Origin of the sequence: Acidiferrobacter thiooxydans, from assembly GCF_003333315.1 — a bacterium.
GTDB classification, from domain to species: Bacteria; Pseudomonadota; Gammaproteobacteria; order Acidiferrobacterales; family Acidiferrobacteraceae; genus Acidiferrobacter; species Acidiferrobacter thiooxydans.
Window position 1 is genome coordinate 522,501 of sequence record NZ_PSYR01000001.1, and the last position, 17,435, is coordinate 539,935.

Annotated in this window: 12 protein-coding genes, 4 tRNA genes and 2 rRNA genes (1 of these 18 only partly in view); all 18 read left to right on the forward strand. The window is 62.2% G+C overall.

What is annotated here, in order from left to right:
- A 23S ribosomal RNA gene (locus C4900_RS02640) occupies positions 1 to 2,798 on the forward strand (it extends 139 nt beyond the left edge of the window).
- A gap of 103 nt (positions 2,799 to 2,901) precedes the next feature.
- Positions 2,902 to 3,017, forward strand: a 5S ribosomal RNA gene (gene rrf / locus C4900_RS02645).
- Between the two features lie 78 nt (positions 3,018 to 3,095).
- Positions 3,096 to 4,043 (forward strand): biotin--[acetyl-CoA-carboxylase] ligase, encoded by a 948-nt coding sequence (locus tag C4900_RS02650; RefSeq protein WP_065971710.1) that lies wholly within the window; start codon positions 3,096 to 3,098, stop codon positions 4,041 to 4,043.
- Entirely contained in the window at positions 4,040 to 4,768 is a 729-nt protein-coding gene (locus C4900_RS02655; protein WP_065971711.1) for a type III pantothenate kinase, read from the forward strand. Before C4900_RS02650 ends, C4900_RS02655 begins: the two co-directional genes overlap by 4 nt.
- Entirely contained in the window at positions 4,765 to 5,478 is a 714-nt protein-coding gene (locus C4900_RS02660) for a hypothetical protein (protein WP_114282271.1), read from the forward strand. Before C4900_RS02655 ends, C4900_RS02660 begins: the two co-directional genes overlap by 4 nt.
- A gap of 535 nt (positions 5,479 to 6,013) precedes the next feature.
- On the forward strand, positions 6,014 to 8,284 hold the full coding sequence (locus C4900_RS02665; protein ID WP_114282272.1) for an aconitate hydratase: 2,271 nt from the start codon (positions 6,014 to 6,016) through the stop codon (positions 8,282 to 8,284).
- A 58-nt stretch (positions 8,285 to 8,342) separates the two neighbouring features.
- Positions 8,343 to 8,427 (forward strand) — tRNA-Tyr (locus C4900_RS02670).
- Positions 8,428 to 8,465: 38 nt separating this feature from the next.
- A tRNA-Gly gene (locus C4900_RS02675) sits at positions 8,466 to 8,539 on the forward strand.
- A gap of 26 nt (positions 8,540 to 8,565) precedes the next feature.
- Positions 8,566 to 8,641 (forward strand) — tRNA-Thr (locus C4900_RS02680).
- A gap of 63 nt (positions 8,642 to 8,704) precedes the next feature.
- Complete coding sequence (tuf, locus tag C4900_RS02685; RefSeq protein ID WP_065971275.1) at positions 8,705 to 9,895, forward strand: elongation factor Tu; 1,191 nt, start codon at positions 8,705 to 8,707, stop codon at positions 9,893 to 9,895.
- Positions 9,896 to 9,925: 30 nt separating this feature from the next.
- Positions 9,926 to 10,001, forward strand: a tRNA-Trp gene (locus C4900_RS02690).
- A gap of 27 nt (positions 10,002 to 10,028) precedes the next feature.
- Positions 10,029 to 10,373 carry a preprotein translocase subunit SecE gene (secE, locus tag C4900_RS02695; protein ID WP_065970344.1) on the forward strand — a complete coding sequence of 115 codons (345 nt, stop codon included), beginning with the start codon at positions 10,029 to 10,031 and terminating at the stop codon, positions 10,371 to 10,373.
- 4 nt (positions 10,374 to 10,377) lie between these two features.
- A complete protein-coding gene (gene nusG, locus C4900_RS02700) occupies positions 10,378 to 10,911 on the forward strand; it encodes a transcription termination/antitermination protein NusG (RefSeq protein WP_065970342.1) in 534 nt (177 codons plus the stop codon).
- Between the two features lie 64 nt (positions 10,912 to 10,975).
- Entirely contained in the window at positions 10,976 to 11,407 is a 432-nt protein-coding gene (gene rplK, locus C4900_RS02705; protein WP_065970340.1) for a 50S ribosomal protein L11, read from the forward strand.
- A gap of 8 nt (positions 11,408 to 11,415) precedes the next feature.
- Positions 11,416 to 12,111: a 50S ribosomal protein L1 gene (gene rplA / locus C4900_RS02710; protein WP_065970345.1), complete on the forward strand. Its 696-nt coding sequence runs from the start codon at positions 11,416 to 11,418 to the stop codon at positions 12,109 to 12,111.
- A 146-nt stretch (positions 12,112 to 12,257) separates the two neighbouring features.
- Positions 12,258 to 12,776: a 50S ribosomal protein L10 gene (gene rplJ / locus C4900_RS02715; RefSeq protein ID WP_065970338.1), complete on the forward strand. Its 519-nt coding sequence runs from the start codon at positions 12,258 to 12,260 to the stop codon at positions 12,774 to 12,776.
- A 53-nt stretch (positions 12,777 to 12,829) separates the two neighbouring features.
- Positions 12,830 to 13,213, forward strand: coding sequence for a 50S ribosomal protein L7/L12 (rplL, locus tag C4900_RS02720; protein ID WP_114282273.1), 384 nt, complete (start codon positions 12,830 to 12,832; stop codon positions 13,211 to 13,213).
- Positions 13,214 to 13,340: 127 nt separating this feature from the next.
- The gene (gene rpoB / locus C4900_RS02725) at positions 13,341 to 17,432 is read left to right on the forward strand and encodes a DNA-directed RNA polymerase subunit beta (RefSeq protein ID WP_065970334.1); all 4,092 of its coding nucleotides are present in this window, start codon (positions 13,341 to 13,343) and stop codon (positions 17,430 to 17,432) included.
- The last annotated feature ends 3 nt before the right edge of the window (positions 17,433 to 17,435 follow it).

The following is a 17,435-nucleotide window of genomic DNA, read 5'->3' on the forward strand; positions in this document are numbered from 1 at the left end:
GGTATCGGTACCTGAATACATAGGGTATCCGAAGCGAACCTGGTGAACTGAAACATCTAAGTAGCCAGAGGAAAAGAAATCAACCGAGATTCCGTTAGTAGTGGCGAGCGAACGCGGAGCAGCCCAGTCACATCAAATCGGCGTCTTTTAGTGGAACGGTCTGGAAAGTCCGGCGATACAGGGTGATAGCCCCGTACACGAAAAGAGGCGTCGGTGGGTGACGAAGAGTAGGGCGGGACACGTGGAATCCTGTCTGAATATGGGGGGACCATCCTCCAAGGCTAAATACTCGTTATCGACCGATAGTGAACCAGTACCGTGAGGGAAAGGCGAAAAGAACCCCGGAGAGGGGAGTGAAATAGATCCTGAAACCGTATGTGTACAAGCAGTGGAAGTCCCGTGCCTCATGCACTCCTTCATGGAGTCCATGAGGCACGGGACGACTGCGTACCTTTTGTATAATGGGTCAGCGAGTTACTTTTCGTGGCAAGCCTAACCGTTTAGGGGAGGCGTAGGGAAACCGAGTCTGAATAGGGCGAATGAGTCGCGGGAAGTAGACCCGAAACCGGACGATCTATCCATGGCCAGGTTGAAGGCGGGGTAACACCCGCTGGAGGACCGAACCAACCAATGTTGAAAAATTGGTGGATGAGCTGTGGATAGGAGTGAAAGGCTAATCAAGTCCGGAGATAGCTGGTTCTCCCCGAAAGCTATTTAGGTAGCGCCTCGTGTATCACCATTGGGGGTAGAGCACTGTTACGGCTAGGGGTCCATCCCGGATTACCAAACCGTTGCAAACTCCGAATACCAATGAGTGCAGCACGGGAGACACACGGCGGGTGCTAACGTCCGTCGTGAAGAGGGATGAAAACCCAGACCGCCAGCTAAGGTCCCCAAATTACAGCTTAGTGGGAAACGATGTGGGAAGGCTTAGACAGCCAGGATGTTGGCTTAGAAGCAGCCATCATTTAAAGAAAGCGTAATAGCTCACTGGTCGAGTCAGCCCGCGCGGAAGATTTAACGGGGCTCAAGCTGTATACCGAAGCTGCGGATGTGCCTGTCCTCGGACAGGCACGTGGTAGGGGAGCGTTCTGTAAGCCTGCGAAGGTGACTCGGAAGGGTTGCTGGAGGTATCAGAAGTGCGAATGCTGACATGAGTAGCGATAATGCGGGTGAAAAACCCGCACGCCGAAAGCCCAAGGTTTCCTGCGCAACGTTAATCGGCGCAGGGTGAGTCGGCCCCTAAGGCGAGGTCGAAAGACGTAGTCGATGGGAAACAGGTTAATATTCCTGTACCGGACGTTACTGCTATGGGGGGACGGAGAAGGCTAGGCCGGCCGGGTGTTGGATGTCCCGGTTTAAGCGTGTAGGTAGATCCACTAGGCAAATCCGGTGGGTTATTACTGAGGCGTTATGACGAGGTCCTTAAGTGGACCGAAGTGGTTGATGCCATGCTTCCAGGAAAATCCTCTATGCTTCAGGTAACGAACGACCGTACCCCAAACCGACACAGGTGGGCAGGGTGAGAATCCCAAGGCGCTTGAGAGAACTCGGGTTAAGGAACTCGGCAAATTGACACCGTAACTTCGGAAGAAGGTGTGCCTCCGGTAGGTGAAGGGCCTGCGCCCGGAGCCGATGGAGGTCGCAGAGAAACGGTAGCTGCAACTGTTTAATAAAAACACAGCACTCTGCAAACGCGTAAGCGGACGTATAGGGTGTGACGCCTGCCCGGTGCTGGAAGGTTAAGTGATGGGGTCAGCCGCAAGGCGAAGCTCTTGATCGAAGCCCCAGTAAACGGCGGCCGTAACTATAACGGTCCTAAGGTAGCGAAATTCCTTGTCGGGTAAGTTCCGACCTGCACGAATGGCGTAATGATGGCTACACTGTCTCGACCCGAGACTCAGCGAAGTTGAATTTGCTGTGAAGATGCAGCATACCCGCCGCAAGACGGAAAGACCCCGTGCACCTTTACTATAGCTTCACACTGGACTTTGAACATGTCTGTGTAGGATAGGTGGGAGGCAACGAAGTGGGGACGCTAGTCCTCATGGAGCCAACCGTGAAATACCACCCTGACCTGTTTGAGGTTCTAACCGTGGTCCGTCATCCGGATCCGGGACCGTGTGTGGTGGGTAGTTTGACTGGGGCGGTCTCCTCCCAAAGAGTAACGGAGGAGCGCGAAGGTACCCTCAGCGCGGTCGGAAATCGCGCTTCGAGTGCAATGGCATAAGGGTGCTTAACTGCGAGACAGACACGTCGAGCAGGTGCGAAAGCAGGTCATAGTGATCCGGTGGTTCTGTATGGAAGGGCCATCGCTCAACGGATAAAAGGTACGCCGGGGATAACAGGCTTATACCGCCCAAGAGTTCATATCGACGGCGGTGTTTGGCACCTCGATGTCGGCTCATCACATCCTGGGGCTGTAGCCGGTCCCAAGGGTATGGCTGTTCGCCATTTAAAGTGGTACGCGAGCTGGGTTTAGAACGTCGTGAGACAGTTTGGTCCCTATCTGCGGTGGGCGTTGGAGATTTGAGAGGATCTGTCCTTAGTACGAGAGGACCGGGATGGACGTACCTCTGGTGTGCCGGTTGTCATGCCAATGGCATTGCCGGGTAGCTATGTACGGATGGGATAACCGCTGAAAGCATCTAAGCGGGAAACCCACCTCAAGATGAGATCTCCCTGAGAGTGTAACTCTCCTAAAGGTTCGTCGAAGACTACGACGTTGATAGGCGGGGTGTGTAAGTCCAGTAATGGATTGAGCTAACCCGTACTAATTGACCGTGCGACTTGATCATATAACACCCAAGGTGTTTTTAAGGGTGCTGTGAGATCGACAACCCCCTTGTTGCGTCACTATCCGATTTAGGTTGCTTCCGTAAGGAGGTAACTGAAGGTTTGCCTGGTGGCCATAGCGAGCGGGAACCACCCGATCCCATTCCGAACTCGGAAGTGAAAACGCTTAGCGCCGATGATAGTATGGGGTCTCCCTATGCGAAAGTAGGACACTGCCAGGCTTTTAATGCAAAACCCCCGACGCGATACGCGATCGGGGGTTTTTTTCGTCCCCGATCACTCTTTGCTAGACTTCCGAAATGAGTTTGCTTCATCAGGTCCTGGAGGTCCTTGCAGACGGGGAGCAGCACTCGGGCGTCGCGCTGGCGCGGCGGCTTGGAGTGAGTCGCGCCGCGGTATCGAAGGCCGTGGGCTTGGCCGCGGATATTCCCATTGCCGTGGATCGCCGCGGCTACCGCCTTCCCAGCGCCTTCCGGCCCCTGGACGCGGCGCGCATCGAGGGGTTGGTCGCGGCCACCGGCCATTCGCTCGACGGTCTTATCATCCATGAGGAGATCGCCTCGACCAACCAGGCCTTGCTGGCCGCGCCCGGAGAAGGTGTGTATGCCTGCCTCGCCGAACGCCAGACCGCCGGGCGCGGCCGCCGGGGCCGGACGTGGCAAGCGAGCCCTTATGGGAGCGTGCTGGTGTCGGTGGCCTGGACCGTGACCGAGACCGCGGGCCCGTTCGGGGTGGTGAGCCTCGCCGCGGGCGTGGCGGTGGCGAGGGCGCTGGAGTCCGTGGGCGTCGCGGGCGCGGTGCTGAAGTGGCCCAATGACGTGCTCTGGCAGGCACGCAAGCTCGCCGGGATATTGATCGAGATGCGCGGTGAGGCCGGCGCCATGCGCGTGGTTGTGGGGGTAGGAATCAACGTGGCGCTCGGCCCGGCCGCGGCCGCGGTCATCGATCAGGGGTGGGCCGAGCTTTGCGCCATCGTCCCGGGGATCGATCGCAGTCGCTTGGCGGCGCAGGTGATCAGCGAGCTTTTGGCGGTCATGGACGACTATCGGCAGGGGCGTGCGGCGGCGTTGCTTACGGAGTGGCGGCGCCGGCATGCCTTTGCGGGCATGGCGGTGCGGATCCACGAAGGGCGGGAATCCTTCGCGGCGCTCGTGGTGGACGTCGATGAGGAGGGGGCCTTGGTAGTAGAGGTTAAGGGGAAGCGGCGGCGGGTGCAGGCCGGGGATGTGAGTGTGCGCCCGCTATGAGGCTTCTTTGTGACCTCGGCAATACGCGCATCAAGTGGGCGTGGGCGGAAGGCGCCACGCTTTCGGGTTTCGGCTCCGGGGACTATAGCGGCGTGGAGGCGTATACCACGCGGCTTACGGGCTCTGTGAGGCCGACTATGATCGCGGCGATCTCCGTCGCGCGGCATCGCAACGAGGCATTCGTGCGGTTTTGCGAGGAGCAGTGGGCGCTGGCCCCGCAATGGTACCCCTCATTGCGCGAGGGCTTTGGCGTCTCGAGTCTCTATGAACCGCCGGAGACCCTCGGCGCGGATCGGTTCGCGGCGCTGGCCGGGGCGCGGGCGCGCTTTCCCGGGCAAGCGGTGTGCGTGGCCGATTGCGGCACGGCGATCACGGTCGATGCGCTGGACGGCGACGGGGTCTTTCAGGGGGGCGCCATTCTGCCCGGTCTTTCCGCCGCCGCTTGCGCCCTGCGCCTCATCGCCCCAAGGCTCACGGGCTCGCCCGGGGACAGGTTTTACGCGGCCTACGGGCGTACCACCCAGGACGCCGTGGGTGGCGGCCTGATGCTCGGCGCGGCCGGCGCCATAGAACGCCTCTTTCGGGATCAGGGGGCGGTGCTCGGCCATGACGCGCGGCTCGTATTGACCGGTGGTGATGCCGCGCGCCTAGCCCCCTACCTCAGCACCCCCTTCGAGCATGTCGCGCACCTGACCCTCGAGGGCCTGGCGGTGATGGTGTCATGAAGATCGTGGTCGGTCTGCTGCTGTTTGCCAATCTGGCGCTCGGGCTCTGGAACTATACCCATGGGGCCGTGCCCCACCCCCTGCCGCGTCCGATCCACCCAGGGCGGTTGCGGGTCGTGTCTCGCCCGGCGGCTGCCGCCACTGCCGGGACACCCAAGGTCGCACCGGTGCCGCCGAGTGCGCCCCTTAGGGCCGTGCCCGCTCCCCCTGGGGCCAGTCGGCCGCGTGCCGCGTCCCCTCTCAAGAAGGCCGCGTTCACGACCCCGGGGCGTACCATCCCCGCGACCCCGGCGCGCCAGTGTTGGGAGCTCGGGCCGGTGAGACGGCGGGCGTCGGCCGCGGCCTTATTGCGCCGGAGCGGTGTGCGCGGTCGCGTGGTGAGCCATCCCGGACCCCCGGCCTATCGGGTCTATGTGCCGGCCGGGCCCCCGTGGCCGTCCGCCGGCGCATTGCGCCGTCTCGGTGTGGCCGGTGCGTACGTCACGCACGGGCCGGCCGGCGGCGAGGTCTTGTCGCTCGGCGTGTTCCTGCAAAAGAAGGCCGCCTTGCAGGAACTGCAGGTGTTGCAGGCCCACCGCGTGGCGGCGCGCATGGGGCCGTTCGGCGCGCCACCCCGCTACTATGCCGAGATCCGCCTGCCGGCCGCGTCTCGCGGGCCCTTCAAAAAACTCACCGGTATCGGCTATAGGCGCTGCGCGGGCGGTCCTTAAGTGGGCCTGCCGGTACGCCACGAGCGGCACCTTCGGTCGTATTGCGAGCCGAAGGCGGGCTTTTCGTTGGGCGGCGATGCCCTCATAAGGATGCAGGGGCGGGCCCTGCGGCATGAGTACGGGCCCTCGGCCCCCAGGTATCCGGTTGCGGTACGTCGCGCCTTTCCCTAGAATAACACCCCGCTTCCAGTGCCCGCATAGCTCAGCTGGTAGAGCATCTGATTTGTAAAATTGCACCTGCACCCGGAAACGGATGCAGTGGAGATGGCTAAAACGGGGAAACCTTGGGGCACCACCCTGTGGCAATCCCGTGCTAGCCGCGATGAGCGGCGAGTGTAGAGACTTTACACCATCCACCTAAATCGTGCCTGCGTGCCCGACAAGGTGAAGAGAAAGTCCAGACCCCAAACCATTGGCGTGGGCTGCGAAAGCAGTAGCGGGTATGAATCAGAGGGTCGGGGGTTCAAATCCCTCTGCGGGCTTACACCTTTACCGGGTCTTTTGAGAGTAGGGCGGCCGCCCTGAGAACACGTCCATGGAAAAATTTCCCGCCGATGCCGAAGACGGCGCGCTTGCCTACTATGCCCATCTCGAGGCCCGTCTCGCGGGGATAAGGGAGCGGTTGCGTCGCCCGCTCAGTCTTGCCGAGAAGATCCTGTTCGCGCACTGGGTGGATCGTGGCCGCCTGCCGGTGCCCGGCGCCAGCACCGAGGCCTTCCATCCCGATCGCGTGGCCATGCAGGATGCCACCGCGCAGATGGCCTTGCTGCAGTTTATGAGCGCGGGGCGCGCCGAGGTCGCGGTCCCGACGACCGTCCATTGCGATCATTTGATCCGGGCCCGGGTCGGGGCGCGCGAGGATCTCAGGATCGCCGAGGGCACCAACGAGGAGGTCTACGCCTTCCTGGCATCGGTGGCTGCTAAATACGGCATCGGCTTCTGGCAGCCGGGTTCGGGGATCATTCACCAGGTCGTGCTCGAGCACTATGCCTTTCCGGGTGGGCTCATGATCGGAACGGATTCCCATACGCCCAATGCCGGCGGCCTTGGCATGCTCGCCATCGGTGTGGGCGGCGCCGATGCCGTAGACGTGCTCGTGGGCATGCCCTGGGAGCTACAGTGGCCGAAGCGCATCGGGGTGCGGTTGGTCGGTCGCCCCTCCGGCTGGACGAGCGGCAAGGACGTCATTTTGAGGCTCGCCGGGCTCCTGACCACGAGCGGTGGGACTGGTCATATCATCGAATATTTCGGGCCGGGCACCGCGTCCTTGAGTGCCACGGCCAAGGCCACGATCACGAATATGGGCGCGGAGCTCGGGGCGACCACCTCGGTGTTTCCGTTCGACGAGCGCATGGCCGCTTATCTGGAAAAGACCGGCCGGGCACGGCTTGCGGCCAGGGCCCGGGCCCTGGCGCCGCACCTGACCGCCGACGCCGAGGTGACCGCCCATCCCGATGAGGCCTTCGACCGGGTCGTGACCATCGATCTCGCCACCCTCGAGCCCCATGTCGTGGGTCCGCACACACCGGATCTCGCGCGGCCGGTCTCAGCTCTGGCCGATGATGTCCGCGCCCACGGTTACCCCGAGACCCTGCAGGCGGCGTTGATCGGGAGCTGCACGAACTCGTCTTATGAGGATATCGGGCGGGCCGCGCATGTGGCGCGCCAGGCGCGTGCCCTGGGGATGAAGGCCCGGATACCGTTTCTGGTGACGCCCGGTTCCGAGCAGGTGCGCGCCACCATAGAGCGCGACGGGTTGCTGGCGGACCTCGAGGCCATAGGGGCCACCGTGCTCGCGAATGCCTGCGGCCCGTGCATAGGCCAATGGCAGCGTGAGGATGTGGCGGCGGGCACGCCCAACAGCATCCTGACCTCGTACAACCGCAACTTCCCGCGGCGCAACGACGGCAATCCCGGTACGCACGCGTTTATCGCAAGCCCTGAGGTGGTGACCGCCTATGCCCTCACCGGGAGTCTCAGTGAGAACCCGCTGGCCGGGATCGCGGTGGATGGCAAGATCGTATCTCTGGCCCCGCCGGTCGCAGACGAGCTTCCCGCGGCCGGCTTTGTGGCCGAGGCCGGCGGCTATACATCGCCGCGCGAGGATGGGGCCGCGGTGACGGTGCAGATCCGCGCCGATAGCGAACGCCTGAGCCTGTTGGCGCCGTTCCCGGCGCCCACACTGGAGGATTTCCAGGGCTTGCCGATCCTGTTGAAGGCCGCCGGCAAGTGCACGACCGACCATATATCGGCCGCCGGCCCCTGGCTCAAGTATCGCGGTCACTTGGACCGGATCAGCGACAATCTGTTCATGGGGGCCACCAACGCCTTCGCCGATGCCCCGGGGACGGGGTTCGATGTCGTAACGCAAGAGGCCGGCGTGCCGCTTGCGCGCCTCGCGCGCGCCTATAAGGCGCGGGGTCTCGGATGGGTGGCGGTGGGCGATGTCAACTACGGGGAAGGCAGCTCCCGCGAGCATGCGGCGATGTCGCCGCGCTATCTCGGCGGCCGCGTGATCCTGGTGCGCAGCTTTGCGCGCATTCACGAGACCAACCTGAAAAAGCAGGGGGTCTTGCCGCTTACGTTCGCCGATCCTGGCGACTACGACCGCCTCAAGCGCGATGACCGCGTGAGTCTGCCCGATATCCGTGCGCTCGCGCCGGGGGTGCCCGTGCCTGTCGTGATCAGGGGCGCGGATGGTGGGACCTGGGAGATGAGGGCGCACCACACCCTCACGGCCGAGCAGATCCACTGGTTCTGGGCGGGCTCGGCCCTGAATCTCATGGGTGCCCGGGCGCGTCCATGAATGATGCGGGGTGTTGACAAGGGCTCATCCCTTAATCACAATTCGCGGCTTACTGTTTGGAGGGGTACCCAAGCGGCCAAAGGGATCAGACTGTAAATCTGACGGCTCTGCCTTCGGAGGTTCGAATCCTCCCCCCTCCACCATCGTTATGGTGGCAAGGCCTATCAAGCAGGCGCGTTAGGCGGGTGTAGTTCAATGGTAGAACTTCAGCCTTCCAAGCTGATAGCGTGGGTTCGATTCCCATCACCCGCTCCAGTTTGAGGCATATGTGAGGATGATCGGCCCATATAGCTCAGTCGGTAGAGCACTTCCTTGGTAAGGAAGAGGTCATCGGTTCGATTCCGATTATGGGCTCCAGATGCAAGACCGGGCGGCGAACGGCGGCCTGGGAAGAACGGTTCATAAACTGAGGTACCCACGGTGTCCAAGGGAAAATTTGAACGCACGAAGCCCCATCTGAATGTGGGCACGATAGGCCACGTCGATCATGGCAAGACCACGCTCACGGCGGCCCTGACCAAGGTCCTGTCGACGAAGTTCGGGGGCGAGTTCAAGGCCTACGACCAGATCGACAACGCCCCCGAGGAGCGCGCCCGCGGCATCACCATCGCTACCGCGCACGTGGAGTATCAGACGCCCAGTCGCCACTATGCGCACGTCGACTGCCCGGGGCATGCCGACTACATCAAGAACATGATCACCGGGGCCGCGCAGATGGACGGTGCGATCCTGGTGGTATCGGCGGCCGACGGCCCCATGCCCCAGACCCGCGAGCACATCCTGCTCGCCCGCCAGGTGGGCGTACCCTATATCGTGGTGTTCCTGAACAAGGCCGACATGGTCGATGACAAGGAACTCCTGGAGCTCGTGGAGATGGAGGTGCGCGAGCTCCTCGATCGCTATGAGTTCCCGGGGGACAAGACCCCGATCGTGGTGGGCTCGGCCCTGAAGGCCCTCGAGGGGGACGCGTCCGAGATCGGCGAGCCGGCCATCTTGAAGCTTGCCGAGGCCCTGGACAGCTACATCCCGCAACCCGAGCGCGCCATCGACGGCGCCTTCCTCATGCCCGTCGAGGATGTGTTCTCGATCTCCGGACGCGGCACGGTCGTGACCGGACGCGTCGAGCGCGGCATCGTGAAGGTCGGTGATGAGGTCGAGATCGTGGGTCTGCGGGACACCGTGAAGACCACCGTCACCGGGGTCGAGATGTTCCGCAAGCTGCTCGATCAGGGTCAGGCCGGCGACAACATCGGCGTGCTGCTGCGCGGCACCAAGCGCGAAGAGGTCGAGCGCGGCCAGGTGCTGTGCAAGCCCGGCAGTATCAAGCCCCATACCCGCTTCGAGGCCGAGGTCTATGTCCTGAGCAAGGAGGAAGGCGGGCGCCATACGGCGTTTTTTCAGGGCTACCGCCCGCAGTTCTATTTCCGGACCACCGACGTCACCGGTTCCTGCGATCTGCCCGCCGGGACCGAAATGGTGATGCCCGGCGACAACGTCCGGCTCACGATCAGCCTCATCAGTCCGATCGCCATGGAGGAAGGCCTGCGGTTTGCCATCCGTGAGGGCGGTCGTACGGTGGGTGCGGGCGTGGTGTCGAAGATACTTGAGTAGGGGTTTCAAGGTCTTCGGCGGTTCGAGTTTAGGCCAGTAGCTCAATTGGCAGAGCGTCGGTCTCCAAAACCGAAGGTTGGGGGTTCGATTCCCTCCTGGCCTGCCATCCGTTCTTTAAGGTGTGTGGGCAGTAATGGTGGATAAGCTAAAGCTGACCGCGGCCATGATGTTGCTGGCGGCCGGCGTCGTCGGTTACTACATGCTTGCAAACGAGCCCGAGCTGTGGCGTGTCGTGGCATTGTTGGCGGGCTTGGCGCTGGCGACGGCAGCGGTCATGCAGACGCCCACGGGGCGTTCGGCGTGGACGTTTGTCAAAGAGGCGCGGGTCGAGTTGAGCAAGGTCGTTTGGCCCACGCGCAAGGAAACGGTGCAAACGACACTGGTGGTTATCGTGCTCGTGCTCCTGATCGCGCTGTTCTTGTGGGTCGTGGACCTCGGCTTGATCAAGAGTGTCAGTATGTTAACCGGGAGGTCGTGATCCGATGGCGATGCGGTGGTATGTCGTGCACGCGTTCTCGGGATTCGAGAAGAGCGTCGAAAAGACCTTGAAGGAGCACATTGCGCGCGCCGGCATGCAGGATCTGTTTGGGGAGATCCTGGTACCGACCGAAGAGGTCGTCGAGATGAAGAGCGGTCAGCGCCGCACCAGCGAGCGGAAATTTTTCCCCGGCTATGTGCTGGTGCGCATGGAGATGACCGATGAATCGTGGCATCTCGTCAAGGCAGTCCCCAAGGTCAGCGGGTTCATCGGCGGCTCGGGCACCAAGCCTACCCCCATCAGCGACAAGGAGGCCGAGATGATCCTGCGCCAGGTACAAGACGGCGTGGAGAAGCCAAGGCCGAAGTTCTCGTTTACCAGCGGAGAACAGGTGCGCGTGATCGACGGCCCGTTCCTGGACTTCAACGGCACCGTCGAAGACGTCAATTACGAAAAGAGCAAGCTCAAGGTCTCGGTATCGATCTTTGGTCGCCAGACACCGGTCGAGCTGGACTTCAGTCAAGTCGAGAAGGCGTAACCGCGCCGGATCGCGCACATGAACGGGGGAGCCGGAAGGCGTTTGCACCCCACGAGGAGCCCATATGGCAAAGAAGATCGACGCCTACATCAAGTTGCAGGTGCCGGCGACGAAGGCGACCCCCGGGCCGCCGATCGGACCTGCGCTCGGTCAGCGCGGACTGAACATCATGGAGTTTTGCAAGGCCTTCAATGCCCGCACGCAGGGCATGGAGGAGGGGCTGCCGATCCCGGTGGTCATAACCGCGTATAGCGACAAGAGCTTTACGTTCGTCACCAAGACGCCGCCGGCAAGCATTCTGCTGAAAAAGGCCGCCGGCATCACGAGTGGCAGCAAGACCCCGCATACCGACAAGGTCGGCCGGGTGAGCCGCGCGCAGCTCGAGGAGATCGCGCGCCTTAAGATGCCGGATCTCAATACCACCGACCTGGAGGCCGCCGTGCGCCTGATCGCGGGCAGCGCGCGCAGCATGGGTCTGGAAACGGAGGGCGTCTGATGGCCGAGATCGTGAAAGGCGGCAAGCGTCTACGGGCCCTGCGCCCACTCGTCGACCGCACCCGGCTCTATGGTCTCGACGAGGCCCTGGCGGTCGTGAAGAAGACCGCGAGCGCGAAATTCGATGAAGCGGTCGAGGTGGCAGTGAATCTCGGCATCGACCCGCGCAAGTCGGATCAGAACGTGCGCGGGTCGGCGGTCATGCCGCGCGGCACGGGCAAGAGCGTGCGCGTGGCGGTGTTCGCGGAAGGCGAGGCGGCCGCCGCGGCGCGCAAGGCCGGGGCCGATGTGGTCGGATTCCAGGACCTCGCCGATCAGATCAAGGCCGGAAACCTCGATTTCGATGTGGTGATAGCGACCCCCGAGGCCATGCGCGTCGTAGGTCAGCTGGGTCAGATCCTGGGCCCACGCGGCCTCATGCCGAACCCCAAGGTCGGCACCGTGACACCCAACGCGGCCAAGGCCGTGGAGAATGCCAAGGCCGGCCAGGTGCAGTATCGCGCCGACAAGGCGGGTATCGTGCACTGCGCGATCGGCAAGGTGTCGTTCACGGAAGAGGCCCTGAAGGAGAACTTTCTGGCGTTGATCGCCGCCTTGCAGAAGGCCAAGCCCACGGCCTCCAAGGGGATTTATGTCAAGCGCGTCACCCTGTCTGCGACCATGGGTCCCGGGGTGCGCGTCGACCAGGGATCCCTGCCACAGTAAGGCAGGGCGGGCTGTCCCGAATACGGACAGATGTCGAAGACCGCCGGTGCGGAAACGCTTAATGTGGCCGGCGCAGATGGTGTCCGAGGCCTTTAAAGCCACGGGTCACTGGGCCCTCATGCCGAGGGAGCGAAGGAGGTGATTCGTTGAGTCTCAATCTTGAGCAAAAGAAGGCGGTCGTAGCCGAGGTCTCTGCGGCCATTGCAGGCGCGGAAGCGGCGGTAGTTGCCGAGTACCGGGGTTTGACCGTGGCGCAGATGACGAGCCTGCGCGCCGAGGCGCGCAAGGCCGGTGTCTACGTCAAGGTCGTCAAGAACACCTTGGTGCGGCGCGTGGTCGCCAACACGTCGTTTGCGTGTCTCGATGGCCATCTGAAAGGGCCATTGGCGTTTGCGGCGTCGTCCGATCCGGTGGCGGTCGCCAAGGTCCTGAGCGAGTTCGCGCGTGCCAACGACAAGCTCGTGATCAAGGTCGGGGCCATGGGCGGTGCGCTCATGACCGGCGAGCAGTTGCAGGCGTTGGCGCTGCTGCCAAGCCGCGAGGTGCTGCTGGCGACCTTGATGCGCACCATGCAGGCGCCGATCGCGCAGTTCGTGCGCACGTTGAACGAGGTGCCGGCACGGTTCGTGCGGACGCTTGCGGCGATACGCGATAAGGCGCAGTAACGTCGCGCCTTCAAGGCTTTAAAGGTCAAGTCAATTTTCGAGGAGATAGCATCATGGCGGTATCGAAGGAAGAAATCCTGAACACGATCGCGAACATGTCGGTGCTCGACCTGTCGGCGTTGATCAAGGAAATGGAAGAGAAGTTCGGCGTGTCGGCTGCAGCCGCCGCGGTTGCGGTCGCAGCCCCGGGTGGTGCCGCCCCGGGTGCTGCCGCGGCTGCCGAGAAGGACAGCTTCGACGTGGTGTTGGCGGCGATCGGGGACAACAAGGTCGGCGTCATCAAGGCGGTGCGCGCGATCACCAACCTGGGCCTGAAAGAGGCCAAGGATCTGGTCGAGTCGGCGCCGGCGACGGTGAAGGAGGCAGTGGCCAAGGCGGATGCGGAGACCATGAAGAAGCAGCTGGAAGAGGCTGGCGCCAAGGTCGACCTGAAGTAAGGGTGGCTGATTGCCCCAGAAAATAGCGGTGACGAGAGGGTGATCGTCGGGACAGGCTGGTGAGAACCGGCCTGTCCGTCTTTGTTTATCGTTCGGAATCATCCGGATATCCAGAGCTGAGGAACCTATGAGCTATTCATTCACCGAGAAAAAGCGCATCCGCAAGAGTTTCGGCAAGCGCCCGAGCCTCTTGCAAGTTCCGTATCTGCTCGCGACGCAGAAAGAATCGTATCAGGGGTTTTTGCAGGCCGAGGTCGAGCGCACGCAACGCATCGATCAGGGGCTGCAGGCGGCGTTCAAGTCCGTGTTTCCGATCGAATCCTACAACGGCACGGCGGCCCTCGAGTTTGTGAGCTATCGGCTCGGCACGCCCTTGTTCGATGTCAAGGAGTGCCAGCAGCGCGGGCTCATCTACGCGGCCCCGCTGCGCGTGCTTTTGCGTCTCGTGGTGTTTTCGAAGGATGAGACGACCGGCGCCAAGTCGGTGCGCGACATCAAGGAGCAGGAGGTCTATCTGGGTGAGATCCCGCTCATGACCGAAAACGGCACCTTTATCATCAACGGCACCGAGCGCGTCATCGTCTCCCAGCTGCATAGGTCGCCCGGCGTGTTCTTCGATCACGATTACGGCAAGACCCACTCATCCGGGAAGCTGTTGTTCTCCGCGCGCATCATCCCTTATCGCGGTTCGTGGCTCGATTTCGAGTTCGACCCGAAGGATTTCCTGTACGTGCGCATCGATCGGCGCCGCAAGCTGCCGGCCACGACCCTTCTGCGCGCGCTCGGCATGACAGGCCAGGACATCCTGCAGACGTTTTTTGAGATGGATACCTTCCTGCTTGCCGACGGCAATGTGCGCCTTAAGCTCATCGCCCAGAGGCTACGCGGGGATCAGGCCGATTTCGACATCGTATCGCCTACGGGCGAGGTGATCGTGAAGAAGGATCAGCGCATCACCGCGCGCCATGTGCGCGAGATCGACAAGGCCAAGATGACGGAGCTCGCGATCCCGCCCGAACATGTCGTGTCGTTTCTGGCGGGGCGCCCGCTTGGCGAGGATGTCATCGATGCCGGCACCGGGGAGCTCATCGCCCAGGCCAACGAGGTAGTGACGGCAGACCTGATCCAGAAGTTCATGAAGGCCGGAATCGCCGAGATCCGCACGCTCTACACAAACGAGCTCGACCGCGGTTCGTATATTTCCGACACATTGCGGATCGATTCGACGCGCGATGCCATGGAGGCGCAGATCGAGATCTATCGCATGATGCGCCCCGGTGAGCCGCCCACGAAGGAGGCCGCGCAAAACCTCTTTTCGAGCCTGTTTTTCAGTCTCGACCGCTACGATCTTTCGGCAGTCGGGCGCATGAAATTCAATCGCCGCCTCGGGCGCGCGAGCGACGAGGGTCCGGGCATCTTGAGTCGCGACGACATCATCGACGTCATGAAGGTGCTGATCGGCCTGAAAAACGGCCAAGGCGAGATCGACGATATCGATCACCTCGGCAACCGCCGCGTGCGCTCCGTGGGCGAGCTCGCCGAGAACCAGTTCCGGATCGGGCTTGTGCGCGTCGAACGCGCGGTCAAGGAACGCCTGAGTCTGGCCGAATCCGAGAACCTGATGCCGCAGGAACTCATAAACGCCAAACCGGTGTCGGCGGTCATCAAGGAGTTTTTTGGATCGAGCCAGCTCTCGCAGTTCATGGATCAGACCAACCCGTTGTCCGAGGTGACGCACAAGCGGCGCGTGTCGGCGCTCGGACCCGGTGGGCTTACGCGCGAACGCGCGGGCTTCGAGGTCCGCGACGTCCATCCGACGCATTATGGCCGGGTATGCCCGATCGAGACCCCGGAAGGCCCGAATATCGGACTCATCAATTCGCTCGCGGTCTACGCGCGCACCAACGAGTACGGTTTTCTTGAGACACCCTATCGCAAAGTGGTCGATGGCCGTGTGACCGACAAGATCGAGTACCTATCGGCGATCGAGGAAGGCAAGTTCATCATCGCCCAGGCCAACGCCGCGGTCGATGCCGACGGAAACCTGACCGATGAGATGGTGTCGTGCCGCCATCGTAATGAGTTCACGCTGTCTGCGGTATCGAAGGTCGATTACATCGACGTGGCGCCGGCGCAGATCGTGTCGGTGGCCGCCTCGCTCATCCCGTTTCTTGAACACGATGACGCGAACCGCGCGCTCATGGGGTCGAACATGCAGCGCCAGGCGGTGCCTACCTTGCGCTCCGAGAAGCCGCTCGTCGGCACCGGCATGGAGCGGACCGTGGCGGTGGACTCGGGGGTCGCGGTGACGGCGCGACGCGGCGGACGCGTGGACTCGGTGGATGCGAGCCGTATCGTGGTGCGCGTCAATGACGAGGAGACCGAGACCGACAAGGCGGGTGTCGATATCTACAACCTCATCAAGTACACGCGCTCGAATCAGAACACGAACATCAACCAAAAGCCGCTGGTGCGCGTGGGCGACATGATCGCCAAGGGCGACGTGTTGGCCGATGGGCCCTCGACCGACATGGGGGAGCTCGCGCTTGGGCGTAACGTCCTGATCGCGTTCATGCCCTGGAACGGATACAACTTCGAGGATTCGATTCTGATATCCGAGCGCGTGGTCGAGGACGATACGTTCACGACCATTCATATCGAGGAGCTCTCGACTGTATCGCGCGACACCAAGCTCGGGCCCGAGGAGATCACACGCGATATTCCGAACGTGGGCGAGGGCGCGCTGTCCAAGCTTGATGAGTCGGGGATCATCTATATCGGCGCCGAGGTGAATCCGGGCGACATCCTCGTGGGCAAGGTCACGCCCAAGGGCGAGACGCAGCTTACGCCCGAAGAGAAGTTGCTGCGCGCGATCTTCGGCGAAAAGGCCTCCGATGTGAAGGATAGCTCCTTGCGGCTGCCTTCGGGTATGTCGGGGACGGTCATCGATGTGCAGGTGTTCACGCGCGATGGCGTCGAGAAGGATGCGCGTGCGCGCCAGAACGAGGAGCAGGCCCTGGTCGGTATCCGCAAGGACTTAAACGACCAGTATCGGATCGTCGAGAACGATGCCTTCGGGCGCATCGAGAATCTGCTTTTGGGCAAGGTCGCGGAAGGCGGTCCCAAGGGCCTGAAGGCTGGCGACAAGGTCACCAAGGGCTATCTCGAGGGACTGAACCATGCGCAATGGTTCGAGGTCCGGATGCGCGATGAAGAGGTGAGCGAGGCGGTCGAGGCGATTCGCGACCACCTGGCGCAGCAGAAGATCGAGTTTGATGCAAGGCTCGAGGAGAAGCGTCAGAAGCTCATCGCCGGCGACGATCTGCCGCCAGGCGTGCTGAAGATGGTCAAGGTCTATGTGGCCGTGAAGCGCAGACTTCAGCCGGGCGACAAGATGGCCGGACGGCACGGCAACAAGGGTGTCATATCGCGCATCGTGCCCGTGGAAGACATGCCCTACATGGCCAACGGCGACACCGTCGACATCGTTCTGAACCCGCTTGGCGTGCCATCACGCATGAACGTGGGTCAGGTCCTGGAGACCCATCTCGGATGGGCGGCGCGCGGGCTTGGCAACAAGATCAATGAAATGCTAAAGCAGCACGTGGAGGCCGCCAAGCTGCGCGAGTTCCTGGAGAAGGTTTATAACGGCGGGGGGCAGAAGGAGGACCTTGCGTCGCTTGACGATGGCGATATCGTGGCCCTGGCCGGCAATCTGGTGAAGGGTGTGCCGATAGCGACGCCGGTGTTCGATGGCGCCACCGAGGAGGAGATCATGGACCTCCTGGAACTTGCCGATTTGCCGCGTACCGGCCAGACGACATTATATGACGGCCGCACCGGAGAGGCGTTCGATCGGCCGATCACTGTCGGGTACATGTACATGCTGAAACTGAACCATCTCGTCGATGACAAGATGCATGCCCGCTCGACCGGTCCGTACAGTCTCGTGACGCAGCAGCCGCTGGGCGGCAAGGCGCAGTCCGGAGGCCAGCGATTCGGGGAAATGGAGGTGTGGGCGTTGGAGGCCTACGGGGCCGCCTACACCTTGCAGGAGATGCTGACCGTGAAGTCGGATGACGTGACGGGCCGGACCAAGATGTTTGAGAACATCGTGAAGGGTGACCATAAGATGGAGGCTGGTATGCCCGAGTCGTTCAATGTGCTCATCAAGGAGATCCGTTCGCTCGGTATCGATATCGAGCTCGATCAAGGATAACCC

Bases quoted from the DNA above. Each gene is read 5' to 3' on its own strand.
- C4900_RS02650 (WP_065971710.1), top strand. From the start codon at position 3,096: ATGAGTTTGCTTCATCAGGTCCTGGAGGTCCTTGCAGACGGGGAGCAG.
- C4900_RS02655 (WP_065971711.1), top strand. From the start codon at position 4,040: ATGAGGCTTCTTTGTGACCTCGGCAATACGCGCATCAAGTGGGCGTGG.
- C4900_RS02660 (WP_114282271.1), top strand. From the start codon at position 4,765: ATGAAGATCGTGGTCGGTCTGCTGCTGTTTGCCAATCTGGCGCTCGGG.
- C4900_RS02665 (WP_114282272.1), top strand. From the start codon at position 6,014: ATGGAAAAATTTCCCGCCGATGCCGAAGACGGCGCGCTTGCCTACTAT.
- secE (WP_065970344.1), top strand. From the start codon at position 10,029: ATGGTGGATAAGCTAAAGCTGACCGCGGCCATGATGTTGCTGGCGGCC.
- nusG (WP_065970342.1), top strand. From the start codon at position 10,378: ATGGCGATGCGGTGGTATGTCGTGCACGCGTTCTCGGGATTCGAGAAG.
- rplK (WP_065970340.1), top strand. From the start codon at position 10,976: ATGGCAAAGAAGATCGACGCCTACATCAAGTTGCAGGTGCCGGCGACG.
- rplL (WP_114282273.1), top strand. From the start codon at position 12,830: ATGGCGGTATCGAAGGAAGAAATCCTGAACACGATCGCGAACATGTCG.
- rpoB (WP_065970334.1), top strand. From the start codon at position 13,341: ATGAGCTATTCATTCACCGAGAAAAAGCGCATCCGCAAGAGTTTCGGC.